Origin of the sequence: Thalassotalea sp. PLHSN55 (assembly GCF_052030545.1) — a bacterium.
Lineage (GTDB): Bacteria > Pseudomonadota > Gammaproteobacteria > Enterobacterales > Alteromonadaceae > CANMXU01.
Window position 1 is genome coordinate 172,621 of record NZ_JBPDIH010000001.1, and the last position, 24,923, is coordinate 197,543.

A 24,923-nucleotide genomic window follows, 5' to 3' on the forward strand; every position below is an offset into this window, starting at 1 on the left:
TCATGGCAGATGAAAAAAAATACTTATTTGATGATCCGAAAAACATCAAACGTTTAATGCAGATATTTTATGTTTGTTGCGTGGTGTTAGTGATTTTAGACTTTGTTATTCACCGCCATACCATGCATGAGTGGGACAAGCTTTGGGCGTTTTACCCTATTTATGGCTTTGTTGGCTGTGTGGTATTAGTGATTGTGGCCAGTTGGATGAGAACATTTTTAATGCGCCGAGAAGATTATTACGACAACCCTGAAAAAAGCGATGCAAACAAGGAAATAGATACTCAAGGAGCGCCACATGTGGATGACTGAGTTGCCGCCTTTTATACCGTTTTTTATCGGGGCATTAATTTTATTAGCCACGCGCGGCATGCTGCGCAGTGCGGTTATGCTGGCGATCCCAATTTTAAGTGGTTTGCATTTATGGATGATGCCAGAAGGCGTACATCTTCAATTTGCCTTTCTTGATTATCAACTGATCCCATACCGGGTTGATAAGTTAAGCGTCATGTTTGGTTATGTTTTTCATATCGCCGCCTTTATTGGCATCGTTTATTCGCTGCACTTACGCGATACCATGCAACAAGTAGCGGCTATGCTGTATGCTGGTAGTGCTTTAGGTGCCGTATTTGCCGGTGACTTATTAACCTTGTTTGTTTTTTGGGAGTTGTTGGCCTTTACCTCGGTATTTCTTATTTGGGCGCGCAGAACTGAGCGTTCATATCATGCCGGTATGCGCTATTTACTTATTCAGGTATTGTCGGGCGTTATTTTACTCGCCGGTACCTTGTTTTATGCGGCGCAGCATAAAACCTTAGCCTTTGGTTATATCGGTTTAGACGGCATTGCTGGCTGGCTTATCTTTATTGCCTTTGGCATTAAATGTGCGTTTCCTTTTTTCCATAATTGGTTAACTGATGCATATCCTGAAGCGACGGTCACAGGTACGGTATTTTTGAGTGCCTTTACCACCAAGGTTGCTGTTTATGTGCTCGCACGTGGTTATCCGGGCGCTGAGATCTTAGTCTATATTGGCGCAGCCATGACCTGTTTCCCGATCTTTTTTGCCGTTATCGAAAACGATTTACGCCGAGTGCTTGCCTATAGCTTAATTAACCAAGTTGGTTTTATGGTGGTCGGTATTGGCATTGGTACTGCGCTCGCGATTAACGGCGCGGTATCTCACGCTTTTAACGATGTTATTTTTAAAGGGCTGTTGTTTATGTCGATGGGCGCTGTGCTGCACATGACTGGGCGAATGAATGGCTCTGATTTAGGCGGTTTATACAAAACCATGCCTAAAACCACGATACTTTGTATTGTCGGCGCGGCCTCGATTTCGGCATTCCCACTGTTTAGTGGTTTTGTTAGTAAATCTATGGTGATGACGGCAGCATTAGAAGAAGGCTTTGACTGGATCTGGCTGATGTTATTATTTGCGTCGGCGGGGGTATTTCATCATGCCGGCATCAAAATTCCATATTTTGCTTTCTTTGCGCATGACTCTGGCATTCGAGCGAGCGATCCTCCGAATAACATGGTGATAGCTATGGCTATTGCTGCTGCGCTTTGTATCGCTATTGGTATCTATCCGCAAGCCTTGTATTCATTATTGCCTTACGATACTGGCTATAATCCATATGATGCGACTCATGTGTTAGCGCAAACCCAGTTGCTATTCTTTTCGGCATTAGCCTTTGTTTGGCTAAATCTAAAAGGCATGTATCCACCAGAGCTGCGCTCTACCCATTTAGATGTTGACTGGGTATACCGCCGAGCCATGCCAAAGGTTGTGCAATCACTCTTTAGTGTGCTTTGGCAAATCGACACCGCAGTGCGCGGTGCGGTTAAGCATAAACTGACACTGTGCTTAGGTTATTTTGTCGGTAAAAATGATCGCTTAAGTATTTTACTTTCACGCAATTACCCAACTGGCAGTATGGCGATGTGGGTGGTGGTAGTGTTAGCGACTTACTTGTTGTTAAGCTTTTTGTAACAAGTTCAATGTTTGAGCATTGGTAGCTTTGCTGACAAGTGTTGTACGAATTAAAGCTATGACTCATTATTTTTTAATTCACATAAAAAATCCGATAAACCATGTTCATCGGATTTTTCACATATTCAAACGGTATAATTTTTTAAAATAATACCTCAACTGAACGATATTTCGCTTATTGCGAGCTTTTTAGTCTTTGTTGATACCTTTAACTGTGCTTATAAACGCTCAAGCACTGCTTGCGTAAAATCGGTGGTGCCATGAGTACCACCCAAATCTCCGGTAGTTCTGTCGCCAGACTCAATAACATCAATAATGGCTTTTCTAATTAATTCAGCTTTTTCGTTCATGCCTAAATATTCAAGCATTTGAATCGCTGCGAGTATCACTGATGTTGGGTTAGCCAAGTTTTTACCGGCAATATCAGGCGCGCTGCCATGAACCGCTTCAAATATCGCACAATCTGCGCCTATATTTGCACCTGGCGCCATCCCTAGACCGCCGACCAAGCCAGCACATAAATCAGACAAAATATCGCCAAATAGGTTGGTTGTTACGATCACATCAAACTGCGCTGGATTCATAACAAGTTGCATACAGCAGTTATCAACAATCATCTCAGTTGATTCAATGTCAGGGTATTTCGCGGCTACCTCACGGGCGACTTTTAAAAATAGTCCAGAGGTTGATTTTAAAATATTGGCCTTGTGCACAGCGGTTACTTTTTTACGACCTTCTTTACGCGCAGTTTCATAAGCAAAGGTTACAATTCGCTCAGCGCCTTCTCGTGTGATCAAGCTCATCGCTTCTGCTTGAGCACCATCTGCTGAAGTTGTTTGGCCTAAGCCCGAGTACATGCCTTCGGTATTTTCGCGAATAGTAATAATATCGATATCTTCATAACGAGCTTTGGTGCCTTTAAAAGAAAGCACTGGGCGTACATTGGCATACAGTTGAAATTGTTTGCGCAAGGTGACATTAATTGAGGTGAAGCCTTCGCCAACGGGGGTTGTTAATGGCCCTTTTAAAGTGATTTTATTTTTCTTAATTAGCTCGAGCGTGCTTTCAGGTACAAGATCGCCATGGTTTTCTAATGCAGTTAAGCCGGCATCTGCGTATTCATAGTCAAAATCACAGCCTGCTTTATTAAGTACCTGTATTGTAGCGTCTATAATGCTCGGGCCGATGCCATCGCCAGGAATGACAGTTATGGTTTGTTTAGACATGAGAATGTACCTTATTAAATGAAAAAAGAATCTAGCTACTTTAATACGCCTTAACGGTCTTTGTATCTAAGACCATTGTCGAATGTTGGCGTGCATTACCATGCGCGCCAATGACGTATTGCAAGGCATTATTAGTGCTTGATAGTACAGGTATTAAATCGAGGATGGTGGGCTATTTATAAGGTCGTTGATGTAGCACAAGCTAATGAGACAAAAACTGTTGATAGGCACTGCTTCCTATGCCAGTTAATTCGCCATTTTCAAAAACCAGAGGTGTACATTCATCTTGAGTGGTAATACCGTCAGACTTCATATGCTGAGTACGGTAAAACATAACTTGATAATAGGTGTCGTTGCGTTTTTTAGCTTCGGTAATGTCGGGGCTACCTAATTGCTCTATGGCTTGCTCAAAGGTGAATTGGTCGACTTTTAACTTGCCAATAAACTGACGATTATAGGTTTCACGATCTTCCCATTTCATGTTTGAAGGGCTGTCATCATAAAATGTCATGACTAATAAAACAAAAACACCGTAGGCGGCTAACGCTAATAAAATACGGGTGATGACTTTCTTATTCATTGTGATCCTGCGTTTAGTTTACCTAAGTGTTTTGACACTTTATTAACAAGCTTAACTATAAGTGAAAAATAATTAAAGCCCAGTCTACCTGTCGTAAAAATATGTAACTTAATCGTGATTACCTGCAACTTGTTTATCAGCGTTGTCGGTTTGATTATATTCTAAGCGAATATCTTTGAGGTTAAAGCCAAGTGGGATGTCTTGCTTTAATGACAGTAGTTGACGGCTTAGATTGATTTGTTCACTGGAGTCTTGCAATTTTTCTGCGACTGATTTTTTCAGATCTTGTGCTGATAATATTGCTTCTAACGAGCCATATTGATTGAGCAATGATGACGCCGTAACTTGGCCTATACCCGCAACACCTGGAATTTTATTGGTATTGTCACCGGTTAACGTCCATAAATCCAAAAGTTGGTTAGACTTTACACCAAACTTTTGCTCTACATGTTGGTTATCTAAATAGCGACGATGAAAATAATCGTACACTTCAATGTTGTGATTGAGCAAAGATAAAAAGCTTTTATCGGTAGAGACAATTGTCGCTTTTTGTCCTTTTAGTGCCACTTTAACCGCTAAGGTGGCAATTAAGTCATCTGCTTCATCTTGTTCTGACACTAAGGAGTCGATGCCAATATTCATAAATTCGTCTTGAATATCGGTCAAACTTGCCTCTAAATGAGCAGGCATTTTTTTGCGACCTTTTTTGTAGTCAGGGTAGAGCTGATAGCGCCAACAAGGTTGCTTACTATCAAATACCGCTAGCATATGAGTTGGCTGCAAGGTTTCAATTATTTTTTCCATCGCCTGAGAGCTAGCACGCATGGTATTAAAAATAACTTGTTTTACCGTGTTTTCAGCCAATTCATTGTTTAACAAAAAAGGGCGCTCTTGCACTGCGTATATGCGGCGAATTAAATTTAGTGCATCGATTAATACTAAGTGTGCCGACATTTAATCGCCTCGAACGACTTGATAACAAGGAATGTATTCGCTGCCAGGCAGTTTCATTCTTTGCTGTTTAACAAAAGAAGCTAATAGTTTATCCATGCGCTCCATAATATCTTTTTGCCCGGAAATATGAAACGGGCCATGTTTTCGAATAGCTTTAATACCTGATGATTTTACATTGCCAGCAACGATCCCTGAAAATACGCGACGTAAATTCGCAGCAAGTGTTGCAGTATCAAGCTCGGTGCTTATTTCAAGTGCCGCCATATTTTCATGGGTTGGCTCGAATGGTTTTTGAAAGTCGGGTTCGATAACAAGCGACCAGTTAAAATGGTAGGAGTCACCTGCAAATTTTCTGTAGGTAAGCACTTCTTCTAGCCCCGTTTTTAAAGCGGTGGCAACGGCTTGTGGGTCATCAATAATTATTTGGTAAAGCTGCTGCGCTGTTTCACCAAGTGTTGCACCTATAAAGCTATCGATTTCTTCAAAGTAAGCAGCGCTTTCTTTTGGACCCGTTAATATAATCGGCAATTTTTGCGCTTGGTTTTTACTGTTAAGCATAATGCCTAAAATATACAGTAACTCTTCTGCAGTGCCAGCGCCACCTGGGAAAATAATAATGCCGTGCGAGACACGAACAAAACTTTCCAAACGTTTTTCGATATCTGGCATGATCACCAGTTCATTGACAATTGGGTTAGGGGGCTCAGCCGCAATAATACTAGGCTCAGTAAGTCCTAAATAACGACCTTCTTTAATTCGCTGTTTTGCATGCCCTATGGTCGCCCCTTTCATCGGGCCTTTCATTGCGCCAGGACCACAACCGGTACAAATATTAAAACCACGTAACCCTAAGTGATAGCCGACAGCTTTTGTGTATTTATATTCATTTTGATTAATTGAGTGGCCACCCCAGCAGGTAATTAAATTAGGGTCTGTTTCGGGTTTAATCACTTGGGCATTACGAAGAATATCAAAGGTGATATGCGTGATTTGTTCAGATGAAAAATTATTACTGTGATATCTATGATTGATAAATAAAATATCGCGTAAAACAGCAGATAAATGCTCTTGAATACCACGAATGATCTTACCATCAACAAAAGCATGCTCCGGTGGGTTGGTTAAGTCGAGCTTAACACCACGTTCACGTCTTAATACTTGAATATTAAAGTCTAAATATTGTTGATAGATTTGCTCGGCATCATCAGTGTGACTACCCGCGTTTAACACCGCTAAAGAGCAGTTTCGGTAGAGTTGATATAAGTCGCTAGTGACAGATTGCTGGAGTTGATCAACTTCGAGTTGAGACAACAAATTCATATTACCAACAGGATTTATTTGGGTATGCATAATCGACTCCTTTGACAACATAGAAAATTAAGGCTTACTCGTGGTAAAAAAGACATGGGAATATAAATGAAAGTAAGCCCCTTGATATAAATGCTAGATGTAATTACTCGATATAAATAACTTGGTTTTTCCCGTCGGCTTTCGCTTGATACAAAGCTTGGTCGGCACGTTCAAAAGAAATATGAACATTGTCACTTTCTTTAATATGTGTAGCGCCAACAGAGGTTGTTATGCTCACTTTATTATTTTTAAATTTAAACGGTAATCGTGATATGTGTGTTTTTAGTTTATTGAGCTTTGTCATTAATTGCTTTTTATTTAAGCCAGAAAACACTAATACAAACTCTTCACCACCATAACGGGCAATAAACCCTTCATCGCCAATTTGCTTGGTTAAAGTATTGGCGATAACTTGTAACGTTTTATCACCTGCGGTATGGCCATAGGTATCATTAATGCGTTTAAAGTTATCTAAATCGACCACAACAATGGCAAGTTCAAATGGCGTATGATGAAAACGCACAATTTGCTGAGCAAAATAGTCGTCAAAAGCTGCGCGATTATTGAGTTTAGTCAGCGCGTCTTGTAAGCTTTTTAGCTTTTGGTCTTCGATACGCTTTTTGAATGTTTCGCCTTGCTGCTCTAACTCATTAACTTTGTCTTTCATGCTAGCAAGTTGAGTTTCAATCTCTTTTTGCTGCTGCTTTTCAAATGCAGACTTAAGCTCAATGGTATTGACAATTGCATGTAACTTGCCATTAATGTCTACTTTAATTTTAGCTAAAGATGTTGCTTTATCAACAACTTCCGTCATTTCTTTAATTTGCTTATCAAGCTGACTGTTTAATTTAGCATGGGTCGCTTTCGATTTATTAGAGACCGAAATTGTATTGCTAACCGCATTTTGTACCGTGCTTAATGTATCGCTAAGCGTTGATAAAAAAGTACGCGCGGTTTTACGTTCTTGTCTAAATTCTGCAATGATCAAGTTAAATACGTGGGTGAAATTTTCCAGTAAAAAATCCACTGGCATATCACTATCGAGCTTTAACTTAATTTCAGAAAGCTGTTTGTCGTAGCCGTTAGAAAGTTCAAGTTGACTAATAAGCGCGATCAACTTGTCTATGATGGGCTTTAATTCAGCAGTATTGTCTTCTACTTCAGTGGTAGCAGTTTGTTTGTTATTAATGCTTGCTAACAATCCACCTTTTGGAATATCTGTTTTCGCTTTTAAGGCTGTATCGTAAAACTCAATTAACGTGCGTAATAAGGGAACGTATTGCACAATTGCATCTTTGCTTTCTTCACATTCAGATAAGAAAGCACGGAGCTCCCTGCGAAGAGTTGGTGGTAGGCCGTTAGTTTTTTGTAAAGCGGTACCAGCATGAGTCAGTTCTTGGTGAAGTTGATGAAGATTAACTTCATTCACTTTCGAGTGTTGTTGCAATAACTGGCTAATGACACCAATTTGATGTTCAATTTCAGATAAGGGTGCAGACTTATTAAGCATTGAACGTAAATTAGCGAGTTTGTTGTCTAGTTCAAGGTCGATACCTTTACAGACTTGGCTAAGTTTACCGATAAATTGAATAAGTAAAGAAGTTTGCGTTTTAAAGTCTGACTCTAAAATGGCGCGCGAGCTTACAGCAGACTCTAACTTCCTTTTTAAGCGCTCGACTTGATCAAGAGGCTTTAACTTGTCGTTCATATACGCAATGTACCTTTGTGACGATCCATTATAAACAATTGCCATTTACGTTATGCTGCAATAGCGATTGATGTATGCAAAGCTGTGAACAATTCAAATTTTCAGTGCTTTATCATTACCTTCATTGTAAACACAACCATCAAAAATGTCAGTAAACTCGTTTAATATTTAACATTTTTTTGACCCAATCAATATTAAGGTTAACGTTTAATACGAATTAGTCTGTTATTGGCGCAAGGTTCTTAAGTCTGGTGCTATATTATCGTCGGTAGAGCGATAAGGATTTATATCTAAACCACCGCGTCTAGTATAGCGTGCAAATACAGTTAACTGTGTTAATTGACAATATTTTTGTAAATCGCAAAAAATTCGCTCAACGCATTGCTCGTGAAACTCATTATGTTGTCGAAATGAAATGATGTACCTAAGTAGTGCTTCTTCGGAAATCTCTTTCCCTTGATAGCTTATATATAGGCTTGCCCAGTCGGGTTGGTTGGTAATTAAGCAGTTTGACTTTAATAAATGACTGACCAAATGAACGTTCTTTATGTCGTCGTTTTCATTTGTTTGCGCCCCTTCTAAAATACTCGCGTCAAACTCATAATTATCGATACTAATATCAAGATCATCGATACATTTTGCTGAACTTGGTGCAATTGCTAATGCAGGGCATTGGTCAACCGCAAAAAGGCGCACTTGGGCAACGCCTTGGCAAGTATTGGAAAGATCGTTAGTTAGCGTTTGCTTAACGAGTTCTTTTGAGGCGAATTTACTTTGGTTAAAGCTATTTAAATAAAGCTTAAATGATTTTGACTCAACAATATTGACACTAGAGCAAGGAAAACGAAATTCGGCAACGGCAACGACAGGTTTGCCTTTACTGTTGAGCCAAGATAATTCATAGCCATACCAAACATCTTCGCCGTGGAAGGGAAGTTCTGCTGCATTTAGCGCTAAGTCATTACGATTTAAGCTTCTTGGTACTGCTTGCAGTAGGTTTGCATCATAATTGCTACAATACTGAGTTGTTTTACCTAAAGTTAATTTGTTAAGCTCTGTGGCGTTTTGATAAGTAGTCATAGTTTACAATTGCTGCTGCTTTATATTCCCCTATTTTAAAGGAACTCTTGGCTCGATGAAAATAACTAATCCCGCTTTATCTGAAATAATATGGCAAACAGCGCAGAAATACCTGCAAGCTTACCGTGAAAAGTTCTCTCACTTACCTTTAATCGAAAAAGATGAACAATGGTTGTCACCTTGCGAGCAAGAAACCTTCGATGATAAACACATCACCTGGCAGCCAGTTAACGACATTGAAGCACTAGATTTTGACAATGTTGAGCAAGCGCTTGAAATGACGTTACACGACGATATAAAAACGTATTTTACTTCTATCTATAGTGACGCATTGTCGATGAGTTGCGCTGATGGCGGGTTAGATTTGTTATTTGCTTGGAATAAAGATGACTTTGAACGTCTGCAAGGTAACATTATTGGTCATATCATCATGAAGAAAAAGCTAAAACAAGCGTTGACCGTGTTTATTGCGGCAACCGATGATGATGAGCATATTATTTCAGTAAATAATGACACCGGAGAAGTTTGGGTTGAACGAGTGGGGAAAGAACCTCATAAAAAATTGGCAGAGTCTTTAGCTGAGTTTTTATCAACCTTATCACCTGATTTTTCAAAGTTTAGTGACTAACCCCGTCGTTCCTACATGCTATTTAACTAGCATCGCTTAAGCATGCTTATCAATAAAAAGTACTGCTTAAGTTATTTCATCTTAGTTAACAACAATGCGACTTGTTCTTTTAACTGCGCAACTTCTTGTTGAAGGGGCGCTATTGCTAAAGCAATGGCTTGTTGTATTTCTTGCTCCTTCGCTGTTGCTAGATTCGTGCTCGCTTTAGTTTCTGTCGTTGCTTGGTTCGCTGTCGCGATAAACTCAGGATCATGTTGCCATGTTTTTAGCGTCTGAATAATAGTTGGCAATGGTACTTGCTGCGTTAACTTGGTTTTGACCAAAGCAACACTTGGCTTTTTACCTTGATTGGCAAGGCGATTGGCTATGATTAAAATTTCATCAGATATTGTCATTTTGCTCACTTGCTAAGTGGAATTAACTAAATTTGCGATATTTTAGCCAATTTTACTAAGTTTGTCTTGTTTGAATTTTACGTGGATTTAAAAAACTCTTTTATATCAATAGATTAAAAAGTTGGTTTGGTTGTTGCTGATACTGGTTAGCGGTTAGTTAACATGTCGCTAACCTAGTGACTTATTACCAATTAATTTAGAGAGAGTATCAAATGAAAAAATCTGTATTAGCTTTACTTGTCGCAGCGCCATTGGCGTTATCTTTATCAGGCTGTGTTGTTAAAATTGGTGATGACGCAGGTAATGGTCATGGCTTTTCTGCTGACTTTGAAGATCGTGAGTATTCCAATCGAAAAAAAATCTCTAAGCTAGTGCCGGAAACAAGTATTCATGCGGTGCAAAAAGAGTTTGGTATTGCCGACTTTAATGAAGTTTACCAAAAAGATGGTGAAAACGTTCAAGTGCTTTTTTATCGAACACAGCGTGCGCATAAAGATGGAGTAACGTCGAAAGATGAATGTACGCCGCTAATTTTCAAAAATAATGTCTTGGTTAGCTGGGGCGACACGGCGTTTCAACAGCTTTAATTTGGTTTAATTTGAGGAAGGAATTTGTTTTTCTTCCTCCTTCCTGTTCTATTTCCCATCTTTCTTTTGTGTTTGACCTCATATAAAAATTCCTGCTATTGTGGTTAAAATAACAACAACATCTATAAAGATAAGGGGGAAATTTAATGACTAGTGTATTAACCGAAAAACCCAAGGCTGATATCAAAGCGATATATTTAACGGCGGAAGATTTAAAATTAGCGGCCTCTTTGTTATATCAAGCCTATCATGACGATCCTGTTTTTTTAGAAATTTTTAATAGCGAAAAAGAAGACTATGAGCAAAGACTAAGAGCTTCCATTCGTGAAGAACTTAGTGTCTTTTGGCAAGCAAAGCAACCAATGATAGGTTTGTACCTTGGTGAAGCTATGGTTGGCGTTGCCTGCTTAAATGCGCCTGGTGACGGTGTTGGCTCTGAACGTTTTTGGCACTGGCGTCTTAAAATGTTATTAAGTGCTGGGTACTTTAGTACTAAACAAATGATTGAAAAAGAGAACATCATTTTATCTGCAATACCGTTAAAAAAATTCCATATGCTTTCGTTTATCGCCATTCACCCTTTACATCAGCAGCATGGTTTTGGGCATTACTTATTGGCAGCGGTAAATACTGTGCTTGATGATCACCCTGAAAGTGAAGGGGTTGCTGTATTTGCGACTACAGATAAATACCGGACATTTTTTAGCGATGTTAATTATGAAATTGTTAATGAGGTTAATGTTGGTAAAGTGTCTGGCGCTTTGATGATCCATTATCGGCAACAGTAACAACTGTGAATTAACAACATAATTTCAATTAAAATATTGTTCCATGACAAAGGCGTGCTCATACTGTGCACGCCTTTTGTTTGATTATTCCTCAGTATATTTTTAGCGTGAAGTCATCTAGTTCCTATTTGTACCCTCTTGATGTAAGACATGTCTCACATCGTTGTGAGATATAAATGTGTCTCATGTTGTTAATCGCCTGTTAGCTTTTGTTAAGTTGTTGTTTTTAATGTTTAATGTATGTTCTTTAGAAATTTTATTACTGCTGGGGTGAGGAATATTTTCGAGTTAGTCATTCGAAAAAAAGTTCAATAACGTAATATTAACCATGTCAGGACGACACGAGTTTTGGAAAACTTGCCTTAATGGATGATGATGGAAACTTCTAGGATTGAAGTTAAGTAACTAGGATAAGTTACAACATGGATGTAAAAGGATTGGCTAATGGACATAAGCCGTCAGGAAGACAAATAATAGCTTAAGGAAGACGCTAGCATATTTAGAATAATTTGCGGCTTAGGATAGCCAATGGAAGTGAAAGGATTTACTAGGATAGACTACGGATAGTTTTCATGGAAGATCAGGGATGCTAAATTTGCAGGATGCAATATATAAGCTAGTTATTGAGATGCGGCTCTTAGAGCCGCATTTTTTTATGTCTTTTTTCTAATTCTTTTTCTAAGGTTTAGCCTTAGATGTTCAAGTAAAAGATAGCCGCCTTTTACTTACCCGCTAGTTGAATTTATCGAACTGGCAGAATTCTGAAAGCCCTCATTAGTTACTTAAAAAATCAGCATATTTTGCATGCTTACCTAATACCGCCTGACTTCCTTTCAGTGAAAAGCTGTAACCACATAAGGTGAAACTGCCACGCAACGCCAGAGACTTGACTATTTTTTTACTATCAAGCGGCGAAAAGTTGGCAAAATACTGACTACCTGATTCAACATCTACGGTTAAGGTTCTTATTTCATCACCATTGTTAAACCTTATCACCGAGCAGCTTTTGTCACCACTTGCCGTTTGTTGAGACCACAGCAAGTTTTGCTCGCTTTGATCGGCTTGCCATTCAATGGTTAATCCATCATAACTTGATAACATCAATGAAAAGTCATCAGGCAAGGTGATTTTGGCAAGTCGCTCTACCGGTACTTGTTCAATAACTTCCTGCACCTGCTGTTCTTCAACGGTTTCGGTTGATACTAAAGCATTCGCGATAATCAAGATCAAAATAACGACAACAGCAGCAACTGATGCAATAACGATTGGCTTTTTCTTTAATAACGTTAGCCGTATGGTTTCACCTAGGTCATTTTTACCTGCGCTTACACCTTGGTTAATATGTTCATCTTGAAAAGTATCAGCTTCATAAGCAGGCGTTTGCTGCACAGCAGAACCGCCATTTGCGTGGGCAAGTGTAGGTTCAATTCTAGTGCTGCGTTGTTTAACCGCAGGTTTTGCAAATTCACTTAAATCTACAGGACCCCAATAACCTAAAATATAGTTTTTGTTATTTTTTTCAGAATAGGTTAATAACACACTGGTTATTAGCATTGGCAAAACTAACAACCAACAGGCGATAGGTTGATTGAGCAATACAATAACAAGGCCCAATAGCAAAAACAGGGCAGGTGGTAGATATAACCAATTCTTTGTTAATTCACTATCATTTAATCGACGTCGAGTGCTGATTAACGTCAAGGCAGTGCATGTAAGCAAGACAAAAATTGAGAAAACAGTCGCTTGTGCAAAGAGGTGGGTAAGTACGATAAAGCTAATGTAACTTGCACTTTGAATGGCAAAAAAACGATTTCGGTTATCAAAACCTTGCCAACAAATTAATGACTTTAAAAACTGCACAAAACCTCCGATGAAATAGGCACTAGCATTTATTGCTAGTACACCTTCTTAATTTACAACTACCGCAATTACGCGACTTAATCTTGATTGAATCAATTAGTGAATGCGATATACCGGCAATGATATGTCATCAAGCTTATAACCTTTTAAGCTCAGCACGCCTTGATGTTGTGATTCACCATCACCACTAAATTCCAAATCAAACAAACTGTACCAATAAATACCATCTTTTTTAGAGAAACTTAATCTGCTCGAGCGTCTCGCGATGGCGATGAACTGAAGTTGTTCCTTATCGCAATATCTTTTGGCATGCATACGAGCAACTTCAGATACTTTGCGCAAATAAACAAAATACCAAAAGATAAGACAAACAATAAGTAAAAAATAAATGTTTTCCATTACTAACCTTTTGAGCCAACTTGGTTAAATAGTAAGCCTATGGCTTTAGCAAGAGTATCGCTGCGGTTAGGCTCTCTCATACATTGAAAAAGAATGGGGCGCAGTAATGGGATCGCAACTAAATCTTTAAATAATGCCGAAAATATCTCACTGGCATCACCTTGGGCGATATTTTCCAAATAATTCATCATGTACGCAGGTTGATGCAAAACTTGCCAACATCTTGCTGCAATGGCAATGATAATATCTTCTGGCAAATTACTTTGCTGTAAGAGTTTGTCAAAAAACTGCATTACATGAGGATGCTCACAGCTTGATGCTAATGCGCGCAGTAGATGGGTTTTTAGCAAAAGGTTATTTTGTTCCACAACGGCGTATTTAGCGATGATTTTATCGATTAAATTTACATCTAAACTGATATTTTCAAGTGCTGAACAAACGGGTAACAAGACTTGCTCTGGCAAGTGCTCAAAAGCCGTACTTACTAATTCTCTATTGTTTTCCAAGGCTAAACGCGCACAAAGATCGGTAATACCTTGTACACCGATTGTTTGCCAATTATCCCACTTCTGCTCAGTTAAGTAGTTTTGAACACCTTGATAATAAACGCTATTAGGTTGTTTTAGTTCAGCTTTTAATAAACTATTAATGAAAGCGAGCTTATATTGCGACGGCGTAAAGTGGTATGGGTTACTTTTTAGTAGTTCTTCTTGTTTCTCAGTAGGGTCGACACTTAAGTCAGTACCCAATGCGGTAATAATAACTTCAATAAAGTGATTTCTACTGGCGAGATTTAATAAGCCACGTTCATCTAAAGGAAGTTTTACAAACCATAAATAAGGTTGTGGAGACTTTTTTTGCCAAAATGCAATGGCAACAAATGCGTGCCCTTGAGATGGAAATGGGTAAGGTAATTGATTTGCTTCTATTTTATTAAAATCTGCCTTTGAGATTTTGTCGATGCGTCGGCCAATATCATAAATTCGGTATTGAGAGTCGGAAAGGCTAAGTAGCTCGGAAATAGTAGAAATTGTTGTCATAATAAAAATAGCAATCGAATTATGGCGCCATTATAGAGATAATAGCCTTTTAACGCCAATGTAAAAAAGTATATGAATCGCTCGTTAACTGAAAATACCTTAACCTTACTCGCGACATTAGAAGCCCATTTAAAGTCGTTATCTTTATGGCAAAGTGAAACGCCGCCTGCAAAGGCATTGCAAAGTAAAATGCCATTTTGTTTTGATACGCTAACTTTTCAACAATGGCTGCAGTTTGTATTTATTGCGCGCATTCATTTATTGATTGAAGATAACCAGCCTTTACCTAACAACATGTTAATAACGCCTATCGCAGAAGATGCATTTAAAAAGCTTGGTGCTGATGCTAAACCCTTATTAGATACGTTAAGCGAGCTTGAGCAATTATTGTCAGAGAAAAATGGATAAATTAAGATCAAGATGAATAATAAGTTAACGGCTCAAACCGAATTAAGCTCAGATGTTTACGATGAAGATAAGCCGGTATTAGATATTTTATATCAAGATGAGCACCTTGTTGCTGTCGATAAACCTGCTGGTTTGTTTGTCCATCGTAGCTTTATGGATAAAGATGAGAAGTATTTTGCTTTGCAGCTTGTTCGCGATCAAATAGGAAAATACGTTTATCCTTTGCACCGTTTAGACAAACCAACATCAGGTGTATTGCTATTTGCCTTGAGCAAAGAGGTGGCACAACAAATGGGGGAATTATTTAGTCAGCACCAACTAGAGAAAACGTATTATGCTTTGGTGAGAGGTCATTTAAGTGGACAAGGATTGGTTGATTACGCCCTTAAAGAAAAGTTAGACAAAATTGGCGACAAATATGCCAATGTTGATAAACCAGCGCAGTCAGCACAAACGCACTACCAAAGCCTTGCTCAAGCGACATTGCCAATTGCAGTTGGCAAATACCCAAGTGTTCGTTACTCCTTGGTCAAGTGTTTACCGAAAACAGGTCGTCGGCATCAGATCAGGCGTCATTTAGCACATTTACGTCATCCGATAATTGGCGACATTAATTATGGTGACAACAAACAAAACCCCTTTTTTATTGAGCATTTTAAGTTCAAACAGTTAATGTTGTTTGCGCAGAAAATAAGCTTTGTTCATCCGGTGACGAAACAGCCAATGGTTATTCAAGCCAAATTTAATGAAAAGTGGTTACATGCGTTTAAGCTATTATCGTGGCAAGAAGACGAGCTTGTTCAATATTAATATATTCAGTTTATTATTAGAAAATACATAAGAAGCTTGGCTAATTAAAGTTGGCTTGGCCCTAAAATACTGACTGCGTTATTGTCTTGGCTAATATGAAATGAGACACGTCGACTTGACGGTACATCGTTTTCATCTTCACCTCTTTCACCTTTAATTTGTACATAGTTAACAAATGCTAGCTCATTAGTTTTTTGCTGCTCTTGTCTGGCTTGTGCAAATGCTAGCATCATTAATTGATCTTGCGGAATAGGGCGGTTTAATAAAGACAGTTTTAATTGGTGATCAGAAACCAATGGCTTTTTTAAGTAGTCACGCTCGATCACGTTGTAATCATTATTGCTTGTTGAACTACATGCACTGAGTATTAATACACTAATAAGGCAAACCAACTGTTTAAATAATGTCATGGCACGCTACTAAAATTGATGGATAATAACTCTAGATGGCAAGTGTTATGCCAAAAAAAATTGACGCTGATGGAGCATTAAGTATTAGCTGATAGGTAAAAATGCAGTTATTTGAAAGTTAAGAAAAATTTATAATTCAGATCTAATTATAAATTTAATTTTTTTGAAAAAAAACATTGCTTAACGCTAAAGGTAAGTCGCTTTGAAAACTTTGTTTTGCGATGGCGTCAAAATTTTAACGTGAGGGAGTATGCTTGAAATTTACAAGGTAGAGAAAATAAAAAACTCCGCTAAATAGTGCTTAAAAGCATTATTTAGCGGAGTGATATTTTAGAGGTTAAACATAGCGACTAAGCGCTGTTTAACTAATACTCGCTTATTCTTCGCTTACCGAGCGAAGTAAGGCATTAATACCTACTTTAGCACGTGTTTTAGCATCTACTTTTTTAACGATAATTGCAGCGTATAAACTATAAGTGCCACACTTAGAAGGTAAGTTACCTGATACAACTACAGAACCTGCTGGTACACGGCCGTAGTGAACTTCACCTGTTTCACGGTCAAAAATACGAGTACTTTGGCCAATGTAAACACCCATTGAAATAACTGAACCTTCCTCAACCACAACACCTTCTACAATTTCAGAACGTGCGCCAATGAAACAGTTGTCTTCAATAATTGTTGGACCCGCTTGTAATGGCTCTAAAACACCACCAATGCCGACACCACCAGATAAGTGAACATTCTTACCAATTTGTGCACATGAACCTACAGTCGCCCATGTATCTACCATACAGCCATCGTCTACAAATGCGCCAATATTAACGAAGCTTGGCATAACAACTACGTCTTTACCGATGAAGCTACCGGTTCTAACCGCACAGCCAGGAACTACACGTGTACCGTCTTTTTCGAACATGGCTTTATCGTAACCGTCGTACTTCATTGGTACTTTATCAAAAAAGGTGCTTTCAGCGCCGTCGATGACTTCGTTGTCCCAAATTCTAAATGATAAAAGCACTGCTTTTTTTAACCATTGATGAACGACCCACTCACCTGCAATTTTCTCTGCAACACGTGCGCTGCCGTTGTTTAGTGAAGCAAGCGCGTCTAGAACCGCTTGTTTTACTTCAGAAGTCACAGTACCTGGCGTAATGTCAGCTCTGCGTTCAAAAGCTTCTTCAATAATGTTTTGTAATTCGCTCATCATTTTTCCTATGCAATTAAATTTTAAAATTTTTATTTAAGTTAAATAAGGTGGTTATCGGAAAATACTAACTGATATCTTCCGTTAACATTGAAACTAAATGTTGCTGTTCACTTTCTGAAAGCGCCTCGTTATTGGCGTTTGAGACCGTGAATACATCTTCTACTTTTTCGCCAAAGGTGGTGATTTTGGCGGAATGTATATGAATATTTAAATCATTAAAGACTTGCGCAAACCACGCTAGAATACCCGGTTGGTCAAGGGCAATAATTTCTATCAGCGTTGTTTTGTTGCTGTTGTTGTCGATAAAACTTAGTTTAAGTTTGACATTAAATTGCTGTAAACGTTTCGCCACTGGCTTTAACGAGTATTCTTTCGTTTGTTCTTTGCTTAATGTCGTTGTTAACGACTGGGCAATTTCTAGTGCGCGGTAGCTATCTTCAATTGGCTTATTGCGTTGATCAAGTACCACAAAGGTGTTTAAGGTGTAACCCGATTTGCTGGTAATAATTTTAGCATCGTGAATCGATAATTTTTTACTGGCAAGTAAGGATACGGTTGACGCAAATATATTGTTAAATTCTTTAGTGAAAATAAATACTTCACTACCGCCGCGATACGGCTTAGGGCTAATTAGTACTAAAGGTTTACTTCGATCATGCTTTAAAATATTTTTACAGTGCCAAGCAATTTGTTCGGGCGAATAACGTAAAAAGTAATCTGCTTTAAACTCTTTTCTTAACGCTTTTAACGCGTCAATATCAAATTCTGATTGAGAAATAATCTCCAATGCTTGGCCTTGGTTTTCTCTAATTTTTGCCCGTAAGTCTACCGGTTTTTCTAGGCCGCGTCGGAATGCGCGTTTTGTAGAAAAATAAAGCTCTTCGAGTAGGTTTGATTTCCAGCTGTTCCACAAACTTTCATTGGTGGCGCGCATATCTGCCACGGTTAAACAGTATAAATAATCCAAATGTGCTTCATCTCTAACAATTTCTGCAAAGGTTTTAATAACGGTTGGATCACTTATATCACGGCGCTGTGCGGTGACAGACATTAATAAGTGGTGTTTCACTAACCATGAAATCATGCGACTGTCATGATCACTCATGTTATGTGTTTTACCAAAGGCAAGTGCATCGATAGCGCCTAAATCAGCGTGGCTACCGCCTCGTCCTTTAGCGATATCGTGAAATATTCCGGCAATATAAAGTAATTCTGGTTTTCGCACACGTTGCACAATTTTACTGCATAGTGGAAATTCATGGTTATGTTCTGATTGGCTAAAGCGATATAAATTTTTAATCAAACGATAGCTATGTTCGTCGACCGAATAGGCGTGGAATAAATCAAACTGCATTTGACCGACAATATTGCGCCATTCTGGCAGGTAAGCCCCTAAAATACTGTTTTGATGCATTAGGGTAAAAGAAAGTCCTAACCCTCGTGGGTGCTTCATCAAATCCATAAAGTATTTACGACATTGTGCATAATCGATAAGACCTGACACCAAGCGGCGTCGTGCATTTCGCATGAGTCTAAGCGTATCAGAGTGCAGCCCCTTTATTTCAGGGTGTTGGGCGATCAATAAAAACATTTCCATAATTTTTACCGAACGCATAAAGACACGTTGATTAGCCACTTTTATTAACCCGTCGACGAGTTCAAAGTCTTTGTTAATGGGAATGATTTGTTCTTGATGATGACTTTTTAAAATGGCGCACTCAAAATGTTGTAATAACATTTTATTCAACTCGGCGATGCGACCTATAATACGGAAGAAGCGTTTCATCATGCGCTCTACGGCTGCTTTGCCTTCATCACCAAAACCAAGTAACTTGGCTACGTCACCTTGGTAATCAAATAACAGGCGATTTTCACTACGACCAGCAACTATGTGCAAGGCAAAGCGCATTCGCCATAAGTAATCTTGACACTCAAGTAATTCGAAAAATTCATTGCGGGTAAGGTAATTATGTTCAACAAGCTCTTCAATACAGTCTGCATTAAAGTGACGCTTAGCGACCCAACCTATGGTTTGAATATCGCGCAGTCCGCCCGGATTTGCTTTTAAATTTGGCTCTAGCGTATATGCAGCGCCATGATATTGCTGGTGACGATTTTCTTGTTCTTCACGCTTGGCAATAAAAAACTTTTGCGAAGTCCAAAAAACATCTTCTTTTAATAACGGCTGAAGGTGATTTGTTAATATTTCATTACCACAAACTAAGCGCATTTCCATCAAGTTAGTCGCAACCGTTACATCGTCTACCGCTTGCTTTAAACACTCTTTGGTACTGCGGACACTGTGGCCAATGTCGAGTTTCACATCCCACAATTGGGTAATAAATGCGCCAATTTTTTCTTCTACAGAAGTTTCCACTTCTTCTTGGGTTAATAAAAGTATATCAACATCTGAAAAAGGGTGCAGTTCACCCCGGCCGTAACCACCAACTGCAATTAAACTAATTTGATCTTCATCTAAACGATGTTGACACCATAGCTTAGTCAGGATCTGATCAACAAATTCGGCGCGGGCAGACAGTAGTTCAGTAACATCAACTTGAGAAAATTGTTCTTTTAACCATTCATTAAATTCATTGCTCAATGAGCATATTTCAGCGCTTGTTAAAGCATCTGAATTAATGGCAAGTACTTCAATAATTTTCTCAGGTATCACAGACTGACTATTCACAATTATTCTTCTTATTCTTTTGGTAGTTATTAGTTATGTAAAATGCGACCAATAGTATCGTCTTTACGAAGTGTTAAAATTTCACAACCTGTTTTAGTCACTACGATGGTGTGTTCCCATTGCGCCGATTTTTTACCGTCAGCAGTGGTGACTGTCCAATTATCTTCTTTATCTAACACGGTATTTGCACGGCCTAGGTTGATCATTGGCTCAACGGTAAAACACATGCCTTCTTGCATTTTTGTTTTGTCATGGTTTTTATAGTGAACGATTTGTGGTTCTTCATGAAATTCAGTCCCAATACCATGCCCACAATACTCTTTGACAATAGAGTAACGCCCCGATTTTTTGATGAACTTTTGGATCGCAGAGCCAATTTCACCAAAAGCAACGCCAGGTTTTACTTTTTTAAGACCGATATATAAGGCTTCTTGAGTGATACGACATAAACGCGTATCTTCAGGGCTAACATTGCCGATTAAAAACATTTTACTGGTATCGCCATGAAAACCGTCTTTGATCACGGTGATATCAATATTAACAATGTCACCGTCTTTTAATGGCACGTCATTTGGAATGCCATGACAAACAACTTCGTTAACCGAAGTACAAATAGATTTTGGAAAGCCATGGTAATTTAACGGCGCTGAAATAGCATTTTGAACTTTGTCGGTATATTCTGCGCATAATGTATTAAGTTCGTCGGTGGTAATACCGGCAACCACATGTGGAGCGATCATTTCCAATACATCTGCGGCTAGTTGACCAGCAACTCTCATTTTTTCAATGTCTTCTTGCGTTTTTATTACAATGCTCATTCATGCCTCATAGCAGTATAAACCTAACTTGAGCTGTAGGTTCTATAAATTTTTTAACGCGTATTTTATACACGAGTAACACGATATTTTACAGGCTTTTCTTATTCTTAGAAAGCACTGTATATGATCTTTTATTGATAACTAATACCGAGATAAGCTAACTAAAAATAACTAGCTATTGGCCAGTTCAAGCTTAACCGCTTCAATAATTTTTTCTGGGTCAGTTAGATATAAGTTGTGGTTCAGTAAAATTAATCTGTCATCGATTGCCAGTAATAATGCCGGTATCGCTTCTGTACCAATAATCTCTTGAATTTCTACAACGCTTTGCAATGCCATCTCTGCATCTTTTGTATATTTAGCTAAGGTAAATACTTTACTTGGCGGGGATAACTTTAATTGTTCAATCGTGTCGCTAAGTTCTTCATAAGACGAAAGTGCATTACCTTGTTCAAAATGTAGGTTTTGCAGCGCTTGTAATAATTCAAATGCTTTTTTTGGGGCGCGGTTTTGTGCCCAAGAGAGCAAATTCAGTGCTAACGTTGAATCTTTAGCTTGTGCAAGTGTGGCGAGATAACTCTCGTTAAATTCACATGCGCAGTGCTCTTCTACAGCGTTAATATTTTCGCGGGTTAATACTTGGTCACCATCAAAATGACCACAATGAAACAAGTTCACGGTAATTTTAGGGTACGCCTGATGAATATGTTTGACCAGTTGTGTTGCTTTGTAGCTCCATGGACAATGACTGTCATAGAGAAAGAATAATTCAGTAGACATTTGGTGCTCGTTAAATATTGTCTGATTAATGAGATTAAATTTAGCGACATTATACAGAATTGGTAAAAATTTTATTGGGCAATTGGTCAATTTGGCGCTATTTCCAATTAAAAATAATTATTATCAATTAAAACAAATGACTATAAGGATAAAAATCCAGCACGTTTACGGTAATAAAATACAAAAAAGTGAATAAAAAATCGCTTTGGCATAATTTTGTTTGACTTACTACGAACGAATTAGTAAAACATATATAACAAATATTTAATTCTATAAAGACAACCCCCTTTTTGTATTCCAAATGATAACGTCGCTAACTGATTTGATTATGCAGGTAGTTAAATTTTGCGCGCCAATCGTTGGGAATTCATACAAAAGGTGTTTAGGGTTGGCTTTGGAAACCTTATTTGTCGCTCACAGGTTGACAGCTATCTTGTTGTCTGGGAGTATTGAGGGGTTTTATTCTAGAGAAATTAAAACTTAAAATGGCAGATTATTAAATTTGCGTTAACAAAATATTTGTTATCAAAATTCAATAGCAACTGGTTGGGAACTATGTCCAAATTAAGCAAGAAAAGCCTTATCGCTACGACGATAGCGGGCGCAATCGCTCTTACAGCAAGCAACTTCGCTGCTGCAGACGCGTTAAACGATTTAAAGAAAGCAGAAGCAACAATTTTTAAAGCCTCTGTAAAATCTCAAAACAAAATCAATAATATTTATGAGCAAACTCAAGAATTGCTTGCTGAATATCGCAATGTTGTTGACGAAGCTGAAGTTTTAGAAGGCTACAACGATCACGTTCAGCGTATGGTTGACGATCAAAAAGCTAATATCGCTTCTTTAGAAGGTCAAATTGCTGGTATCGATAAAACCAAGCAAGGTGTTGTTCCTCTTATGTATAAGATGATCGAAACACTTGAGCAATTCATTGCTTTAGACGTTCCATTAAACTTAGAAGGCCGCCAAGAGCGTATTCAAGGTTTACGTAATGTAATGAACGATTCTAACGTTTCTGTTTCTGAACAATTCCGTTTAGTACTTGAAGCATACGAAATTGAAGCGAACTACGGTACAGTTTTCGACGCTTATGTTGGTGAATTAGACCTAGGCGATCGCACTATCACTGTTGATTTTGTACACATGGGTCGTGTGGCTTTCTTAGCTCAATCACTTGATATGAAACAAGCATGGGTGTGGAATAACGATTCACGTTCATGGGATGCATTAGGCGATGAATACTTAAAGCCTACTACCGACGCTATTCGTATGGCGCGCAAGCAACTTTCGCCAGACTTAGTTAAATTACCAGTATTTGCAGCAGGAGCAAAATAATGAAGAAGCTTATTAATTTTGTATTACTTACTGCATCTATTTCAGTAGGTTTTTCAACAACTGCTAATGCAAATCAGTTAGATGACTTATTAAAGCAAGTAAAAGCTGACCGTATTTCTGAAGCTAAAATCGATAAAAAACGCGAAGCTGAATTTTTATCAGAACGCGCTGACAAACAAGCTTTATTAAACAAAGCGAAAAAAGAATTAGCAAATCAACGTGCTCGTAACGAGCGTTTAACTAAAGAATATGCTGCTAATGAAATCACATTAGCGCAAAAAGAAGTTGAACTTGATAACGCTAAAGGTACTTTAGGTGAAATGTTCGGTGTTTCTCGTGCAGCTGCTGCCGATGCATACGGTCAAATCGCGACATCACTTGTAAGTGCTGAGTACCCAGGTCGTGGCGATGCATTAGATGCAATCGCAAACGCTAAAGCTATTCCTGAGTTAGAACAACTTGAAGAATTATGGTTTGCTCTTCAAACTGAAATGACTCAATCAGGTGAAGTATCTCAATTTACTAGTGAAGTAACTAATCTTGACGGTTCTAAATCTACTGAAACAGTTACTCGTATCGGTACATTTAACTTAATCTCTGATAACGGTTACTTAACTTATAACGATGAAGTTGGCCAAGTTCAGCCTCTAGCTAAGCAGCCTGCAGGATACATTTCTGAAACTGCGTCTGGTTTTTCTGGTACGACTTCAGGTTACAAAGCAGTATATATTGACCCTTCACGTGGCGCTATCTTAACGTTAGAAACTCGTAAGAAAACGCTTGAAGAGTTCTACCATCAAGGTGGCACAGTTGGTTACGCAATTACAGTATTGTTAATCATCGGTTTCTTAATTGCATTAGAGCGTCTAATTGTACTAAGTGCAGTAAGCGCGAAAATGAATGCTCAACAGAAGAACCTTGAGCAACCAAATGAAAACAACCCTCTAGGTCGTCTATTAAACGTATATCAAGAAAACAAAGGTGCTGACGCTGAAACGTTAGAGCTTAAACTTGATGAAGCTATTTTACGTGAAACTCCGCGTATTGAACGTGGTGTTAACCTAATCAAGATGTTTGCTGCTATTGCCCCACTAATGGGTCTATTAGGTACAGTAATCGGTATGATTTTAACGTTCCAAACAATTACATTGTTCGGTACGGGTGACCCGAAACTTATGGCGGGTAACATCTCATTAGCGCTTGTAACAACTGCATTAGGTCTAATCGCTGCGTTACCACTAATTCTAGTACACAGTATTGTTGCTGGTAAGAGTAAAGCTGTTCTTCACAAATTAGACGAGCAAAGTGCTGGTTTGATTGCTGCTTTGGCAGAGAAGGAGTCTAAATAATGTTATTCCTGATAGAGCTTATTGAATCTGTCAGGAGTTTTGTTGCAACTGGCGGTGATGTACTTTACTTCGTCGCTGTTGCTCTCTTATTGATGTGGATTTTGATGATTGAACGTTTTTGGTTTTTAGCGTCAGTTTATCCTAAGATGCGTGATGATATTATCTCACGTTGGGATGCTAGAACCGATACAACATCATGGTATGCGCATCGAATCAGAGATACATGGATCTCCGAAGCGACAGAATTACTTGAGAAAAATATGATCACCATTAAGACCTTGGTGGCTATGTGTCCAATGATTGGTTTGCTAGGTACAGTAACGGGTATGATTTCAGTATTCGAAACTATGGCTCAGCAGGGCACAGGTAACCCACGTCTAATGGCATCTGGTATATCTATGGCAACAATCCCGACTATGGCGGGTATGGTTGCAGCATTATCAGGCGTATTTTTTAGTTCAAGATTAGATGCAAAAGTTAAACTAGCAAAGGCTAAACTGGTTGACAGTTTACCTCATCACTAG

25 protein-coding genes are annotated in these 24,923 nt (G+C 38.6%); 10 read left to right on the plus strand and 15 right to left on the minus strand.

Going from position 1 to position 24,923, the window contains the following annotated elements; translation table 11 throughout:
* The first annotated feature begins 2 nt into the window (after window positions 1-2).
* The gene (locus ACRRSQ_RS00875) at window positions 3-311 is read left to right on the plus strand and encodes a hypothetical protein (protein ID WP_440873797.1); all 309 of its coding nucleotides are present in this window, start codon (window positions 3-5) and stop codon (window positions 309-311) included.
* Complete coding sequence (locus ACRRSQ_RS00880; protein ID WP_440873798.1) at window positions 298-1,995, plus strand: Na(+)/H(+) antiporter subunit D; 1,698 nt, start codon at window positions 298-300, stop codon at window positions 1,993-1,995. Before ACRRSQ_RS00875 ends, ACRRSQ_RS00880 begins: the two co-directional genes overlap by 14 nt.
* A 218-nt stretch (window positions 1,996-2,213) precedes the next feature.
* Here the strand turns inward: ACRRSQ_RS00880 and ACRRSQ_RS00885 are convergent, their stop codons facing one another.
* From ACRRSQ_RS00885 to queF, 6 genes are all read right to left on the minus strand, one after another.
* Entirely contained in the window at window positions 2,214-3,221 is a 1,008-nt protein-coding gene (locus ACRRSQ_RS00885; RefSeq protein WP_440873799.1) for an isocitrate dehydrogenase, read from the minus strand.
* A gap of 202 nt (window positions 3,222-3,423) precedes the next feature.
* Window positions 3,424-3,801 (minus strand): DUF3192 domain-containing protein, encoded by a 378-nt coding sequence (locus ACRRSQ_RS00890; RefSeq protein ID WP_440873800.1) that lies wholly within the window; start codon window positions 3,799-3,801, stop codon window positions 3,424-3,426.
* 108 nt (window positions 3,802-3,909) lie between these two features.
* Window positions 3,910-4,755, minus strand: coding sequence for a flap endonuclease Xni (gene xni, locus ACRRSQ_RS00895; RefSeq protein WP_440873801.1), 846 nt, complete (start codon window positions 4,753-4,755; stop codon window positions 3,910-3,912).
* Window positions 4,756-6,105: a nucleotide 5'-monophosphate nucleosidase PpnN gene (gene ppnN / locus ACRRSQ_RS00900; protein WP_440873802.1), complete on the minus strand. Its 1,350-nt coding sequence runs from the start codon at window positions 6,103-6,105 to the stop codon at window positions 4,756-4,758.
* 103 nt (window positions 6,106-6,208) lie between these two features.
* Window positions 6,209-7,813 carry a diguanylate cyclase gene (locus ACRRSQ_RS00905; RefSeq protein WP_440873803.1) on the minus strand — a complete coding sequence of 535 codons (1,605 nt, stop codon included), beginning with the start codon at window positions 7,811-7,813 and terminating at the stop codon, window positions 6,209-6,211.
* 225 nt (window positions 7,814-8,038) lie between these two features.
* On the minus strand, window positions 8,039-8,893 hold the full coding sequence (gene queF, locus ACRRSQ_RS00910; RefSeq protein ID WP_440873804.1) for an NADPH-dependent 7-cyano-7-deazaguanine reductase QueF: 855 nt from the start codon (window positions 8,891-8,893) through the stop codon (window positions 8,039-8,041).
* A gap of 55 nt (window positions 8,894-8,948) precedes the next feature.
* Between queF and syd the strand changes: the two genes are divergently transcribed.
* Complete coding sequence (gene syd / locus ACRRSQ_RS00915) at window positions 8,949-9,521, plus strand: SecY-interacting protein (RefSeq protein WP_440873805.1); 573 nt, start codon at window positions 8,949-8,951, stop codon at window positions 9,519-9,521.
* Window positions 9,522-9,592: 71 nt separating this feature from the next.
* On the opposite strand, the gene ACRRSQ_RS00920 is transcribed toward syd, so the two are convergent.
* The gene (locus tag ACRRSQ_RS00920; protein ID WP_440873806.1) at window positions 9,593-9,916 is read right to left on the minus strand and encodes a hypothetical protein; all 324 of its coding nucleotides are present in this window, start codon (window positions 9,914-9,916) and stop codon (window positions 9,593-9,595) included.
* 212 nt (window positions 9,917-10,128) lie between these two features.
* Here ACRRSQ_RS00920 and ACRRSQ_RS00925 point away from each other — a divergent pair, with 212 nt between their 5' ends.
* Window positions 10,129-10,503, plus strand: a complete 375-nt coding sequence (locus ACRRSQ_RS00925; protein WP_440873807.1) for a DUF3192 domain-containing protein — start codon at window positions 10,129-10,131, stop codon at window positions 10,501-10,503.
* A 146-nt stretch (window positions 10,504-10,649) separates the two neighbouring features.
* Window positions 10,650-11,291 carry a GNAT family N-acetyltransferase gene (locus tag ACRRSQ_RS00930; RefSeq protein ID WP_440873808.1) on the plus strand — a complete coding sequence of 214 codons (642 nt, stop codon included), beginning with the start codon at window positions 10,650-10,652 and terminating at the stop codon, window positions 11,289-11,291.
* Between the two features lie 774 nt (window positions 11,292-12,065).
* On the opposite strand, the gene ACRRSQ_RS00935 is transcribed toward ACRRSQ_RS00930, so the two are convergent.
* From ACRRSQ_RS00935 to ACRRSQ_RS00945, 3 genes are all read right to left on the minus strand, one after another.
* Window positions 12,066-13,151, minus strand: a complete 1,086-nt coding sequence (locus ACRRSQ_RS00935; RefSeq protein WP_440873809.1) for a hypothetical protein — start codon at window positions 13,149-13,151, stop codon at window positions 12,066-12,068.
* A gap of 96 nt (window positions 13,152-13,247) precedes the next feature.
* Window positions 13,248-13,550: a DUF3301 domain-containing protein gene (locus tag ACRRSQ_RS00940; RefSeq protein WP_440873810.1), complete on the minus strand. Its 303-nt coding sequence runs from the start codon at window positions 13,548-13,550 to the stop codon at window positions 13,248-13,250.
* Between the two features lie 2 nt (window positions 13,551-13,552).
* The gene (locus ACRRSQ_RS00945; protein WP_440873811.1) at window positions 13,553-14,590 is read right to left on the minus strand and encodes a DUF3549 family protein; all 1,038 of its coding nucleotides are present in this window, start codon (window positions 14,588-14,590) and stop codon (window positions 13,553-13,555) included.
* Between the two features lie 72 nt (window positions 14,591-14,662).
* Between ACRRSQ_RS00945 and ACRRSQ_RS00950 the strand changes: the two genes are divergently transcribed.
* Window positions 14,663-14,998 carry a YqcC family protein gene (locus tag ACRRSQ_RS00950; RefSeq protein ID WP_440873812.1) on the plus strand — a complete coding sequence of 112 codons (336 nt, stop codon included), beginning with the start codon at window positions 14,663-14,665 and terminating at the stop codon, window positions 14,996-14,998.
* Between the two features lie 12 nt (window positions 14,999-15,010).
* On the plus strand, window positions 15,011-15,808 hold the full coding sequence (truC, locus tag ACRRSQ_RS00955) for a tRNA pseudouridine(65) synthase TruC (RefSeq protein WP_440873813.1): 798 nt from the start codon (window positions 15,011-15,013) through the stop codon (window positions 15,806-15,808).
* 44 nt (window positions 15,809-15,852) lie between these two features.
* Here the strand turns inward: truC and ACRRSQ_RS00960 are convergent, their stop codons facing one another.
* The 5 genes from ACRRSQ_RS00960 to ACRRSQ_RS00980 form a co-directional block, all read right to left on the minus strand.
* On the minus strand, window positions 15,853-16,218 hold the full coding sequence (locus tag ACRRSQ_RS00960) for a hypothetical protein (RefSeq protein ID WP_440873814.1): 366 nt from the start codon (window positions 16,216-16,218) through the stop codon (window positions 15,853-15,855).
* Window positions 16,219-16,594: 376 nt separating this feature from the next.
* Window positions 16,595-17,425 (minus strand): 2,3,4,5-tetrahydropyridine-2,6-dicarboxylate N-succinyltransferase, encoded by an 831-nt coding sequence (gene dapD / locus ACRRSQ_RS00965; protein ID WP_440873815.1) that lies wholly within the window; start codon window positions 17,423-17,425, stop codon window positions 16,595-16,597.
* Window positions 17,426-17,492: 67 nt separating this feature from the next.
* Window positions 17,493-20,117, minus strand: coding sequence for a [protein-PII] uridylyltransferase (gene glnD, locus ACRRSQ_RS00970; RefSeq protein WP_440873816.1), 2,625 nt, complete (start codon window positions 20,115-20,117; stop codon window positions 17,493-17,495).
* A 29-nt stretch (window positions 20,118-20,146) separates the two neighbouring features.
* Window positions 20,147-20,935 carry a type I methionyl aminopeptidase gene (gene map / locus ACRRSQ_RS00975; RefSeq protein ID WP_440873817.1) on the minus strand — a complete coding sequence of 263 codons (789 nt, stop codon included), beginning with the start codon at window positions 20,933-20,935 and terminating at the stop codon, window positions 20,147-20,149.
* Window positions 20,936-21,106: 171 nt separating this feature from the next.
* Complete coding sequence (locus ACRRSQ_RS00980; RefSeq protein WP_440873818.1) at window positions 21,107-21,715, minus strand: hypothetical protein; 609 nt, start codon at window positions 21,713-21,715, stop codon at window positions 21,107-21,109.
* Window positions 21,716-22,270: 555 nt separating this feature from the next.
* On the opposite strand from ACRRSQ_RS00980, the gene ACRRSQ_RS00985 reads away from it, so the two are divergent.
* The 3 genes from ACRRSQ_RS00985 to ACRRSQ_RS00995 are packed head-to-tail and all read left to right on the plus strand — an operon-like array spanning window position 22,271 to window position 24,923.
* Window positions 22,271-23,050: a DUF3450 domain-containing protein gene (locus ACRRSQ_RS00985; protein ID WP_440873819.1), complete on the plus strand. Its 780-nt coding sequence runs from the start codon at window positions 22,271-22,273 to the stop codon at window positions 23,048-23,050.
* Window positions 23,050-24,399 carry a MotA/TolQ/ExbB proton channel family protein gene (locus tag ACRRSQ_RS00990; RefSeq protein ID WP_440873820.1) on the plus strand — a complete coding sequence of 450 codons (1,350 nt, stop codon included), beginning with the start codon at window positions 23,050-23,052 and terminating at the stop codon, window positions 24,397-24,399. The genes ACRRSQ_RS00985 and ACRRSQ_RS00990 overlap by 1 nt, the downstream gene beginning before the upstream one ends.
* A complete protein-coding gene (locus tag ACRRSQ_RS00995; RefSeq protein WP_440873821.1) occupies window positions 24,399-24,923 on the plus strand; it encodes a MotA/TolQ/ExbB proton channel family protein in 525 nt (174 codons plus the stop codon). Before ACRRSQ_RS00990 ends, ACRRSQ_RS00995 begins: the two co-directional genes overlap by 1 nt.

Bases quoted from the DNA above. Each gene is read 5' to 3' on its own strand.
- ACRRSQ_RS00920 (WP_440873806.1), bottom strand. From the start codon at position 9,916: ATGACAATATCTGATGAAATTTTAATCATAGCCAATCGCCTTGCCAAT.
- ACRRSQ_RS00990 (WP_440873820.1), top strand. From the start codon at position 23,050: ATGAAGAAGCTTATTAATTTTGTATTACTTACTGCATCTATTTCAGTA.
- ACRRSQ_RS00880 (WP_440873798.1), top strand. From the start codon at position 298: ATGTGGATGACTGAGTTGCCGCCTTTTATACCGTTTTTTATCGGGGCA.
- ACRRSQ_RS00985 (WP_440873819.1), top strand. From the start codon at position 22,271: ATGTCCAAATTAAGCAAGAAAAGCCTTATCGCTACGACGATAGCGGGC.
- ACRRSQ_RS00885 (WP_440873799.1), bottom strand. From the start codon at position 3,221: ATGTCTAAACAAACCATAACTGTCATTCCTGGCGATGGCATCGGCCCG.
- truC (WP_440873813.1), top strand. From the start codon at position 15,011: ATGAATAATAAGTTAACGGCTCAAACCGAATTAAGCTCAGATGTTTAC.
- dapD (WP_440873815.1), bottom strand. From the start codon at position 17,425: ATGAGCGAATTACAAAACATTATTGAAGAAGCTTTTGAACGCAGAGCT.
- ACRRSQ_RS00980 (WP_440873818.1), bottom strand. From the start codon at position 21,715: ATGTCTACTGAATTATTCTTTCTCTATGACAGTCATTGTCCATGGAGC.
- ACRRSQ_RS00875 (WP_440873797.1), top strand. From the start codon at position 3: ATGGCAGATGAAAAAAAATACTTATTTGATGATCCGAAAAACATCAAA.
- queF (WP_440873804.1), bottom strand. From the start codon at position 8,893: ATGACTACTTATCAAAACGCCACAGAGCTTAACAAATTAACTTTAGGT.
- ppnN (WP_440873802.1), bottom strand. From the start codon at position 6,105: ATGCATACCCAAATAAATCCTGTTGGTAATATGAATTTGTTGTCTCAA.
- ACRRSQ_RS00940 (WP_440873810.1), bottom strand. From the start codon at position 13,550: ATGGAAAACATTTATTTTTTACTTATTGTTTGTCTTATCTTTTGGTAT.
- ACRRSQ_RS00930 (WP_440873808.1), top strand. From the start codon at position 10,650: ATGACTAGTGTATTAACCGAAAAACCCAAGGCTGATATCAAAGCGATA.
- ACRRSQ_RS00995 (WP_440873821.1), top strand. From the start codon at position 24,399: ATGTTATTCCTGATAGAGCTTATTGAATCTGTCAGGAGTTTTGTTGCA.
- ACRRSQ_RS00945 (WP_440873811.1), bottom strand. From the start codon at position 14,590: ATGACAACAATTTCTACTATTTCCGAGCTACTTAGCCTTTCCGACTCT.
- ACRRSQ_RS00925 (WP_440873807.1), top strand. From the start codon at position 10,129: ATGAAAAAATCTGTATTAGCTTTACTTGTCGCAGCGCCATTGGCGTTA.
- ACRRSQ_RS00890 (WP_440873800.1), bottom strand. From the start codon at position 3,801: ATGAATAAGAAAGTCATCACCCGTATTTTATTAGCGTTAGCCGCCTAC.
- ACRRSQ_RS00960 (WP_440873814.1), bottom strand. From the start codon at position 16,218: ATGACATTATTTAAACAGTTGGTTTGCCTTATTAGTGTATTAATACTC.
- ACRRSQ_RS00905 (WP_440873803.1), bottom strand. From the start codon at position 7,813: ATGAACGACAAGTTAAAGCCTCTTGATCAAGTCGAGCGCTTAAAAAGG.
- syd (WP_440873805.1), top strand. From the start codon at position 8,949: ATGAAAATAACTAATCCCGCTTTATCTGAAATAATATGGCAAACAGCG.
- map (WP_440873817.1), bottom strand. From the start codon at position 20,935: ATGAGCATTGTAATAAAAACGCAAGAAGACATTGAAAAAATGAGAGTT.
- ACRRSQ_RS00950 (WP_440873812.1), top strand. From the start codon at position 14,663: ATGAATCGCTCGTTAACTGAAAATACCTTAACCTTACTCGCGACATTA.
- xni (WP_440873801.1), bottom strand. From the start codon at position 4,755: ATGTCGGCACACTTAGTATTAATCGATGCACTAAATTTAATTCGCCGC.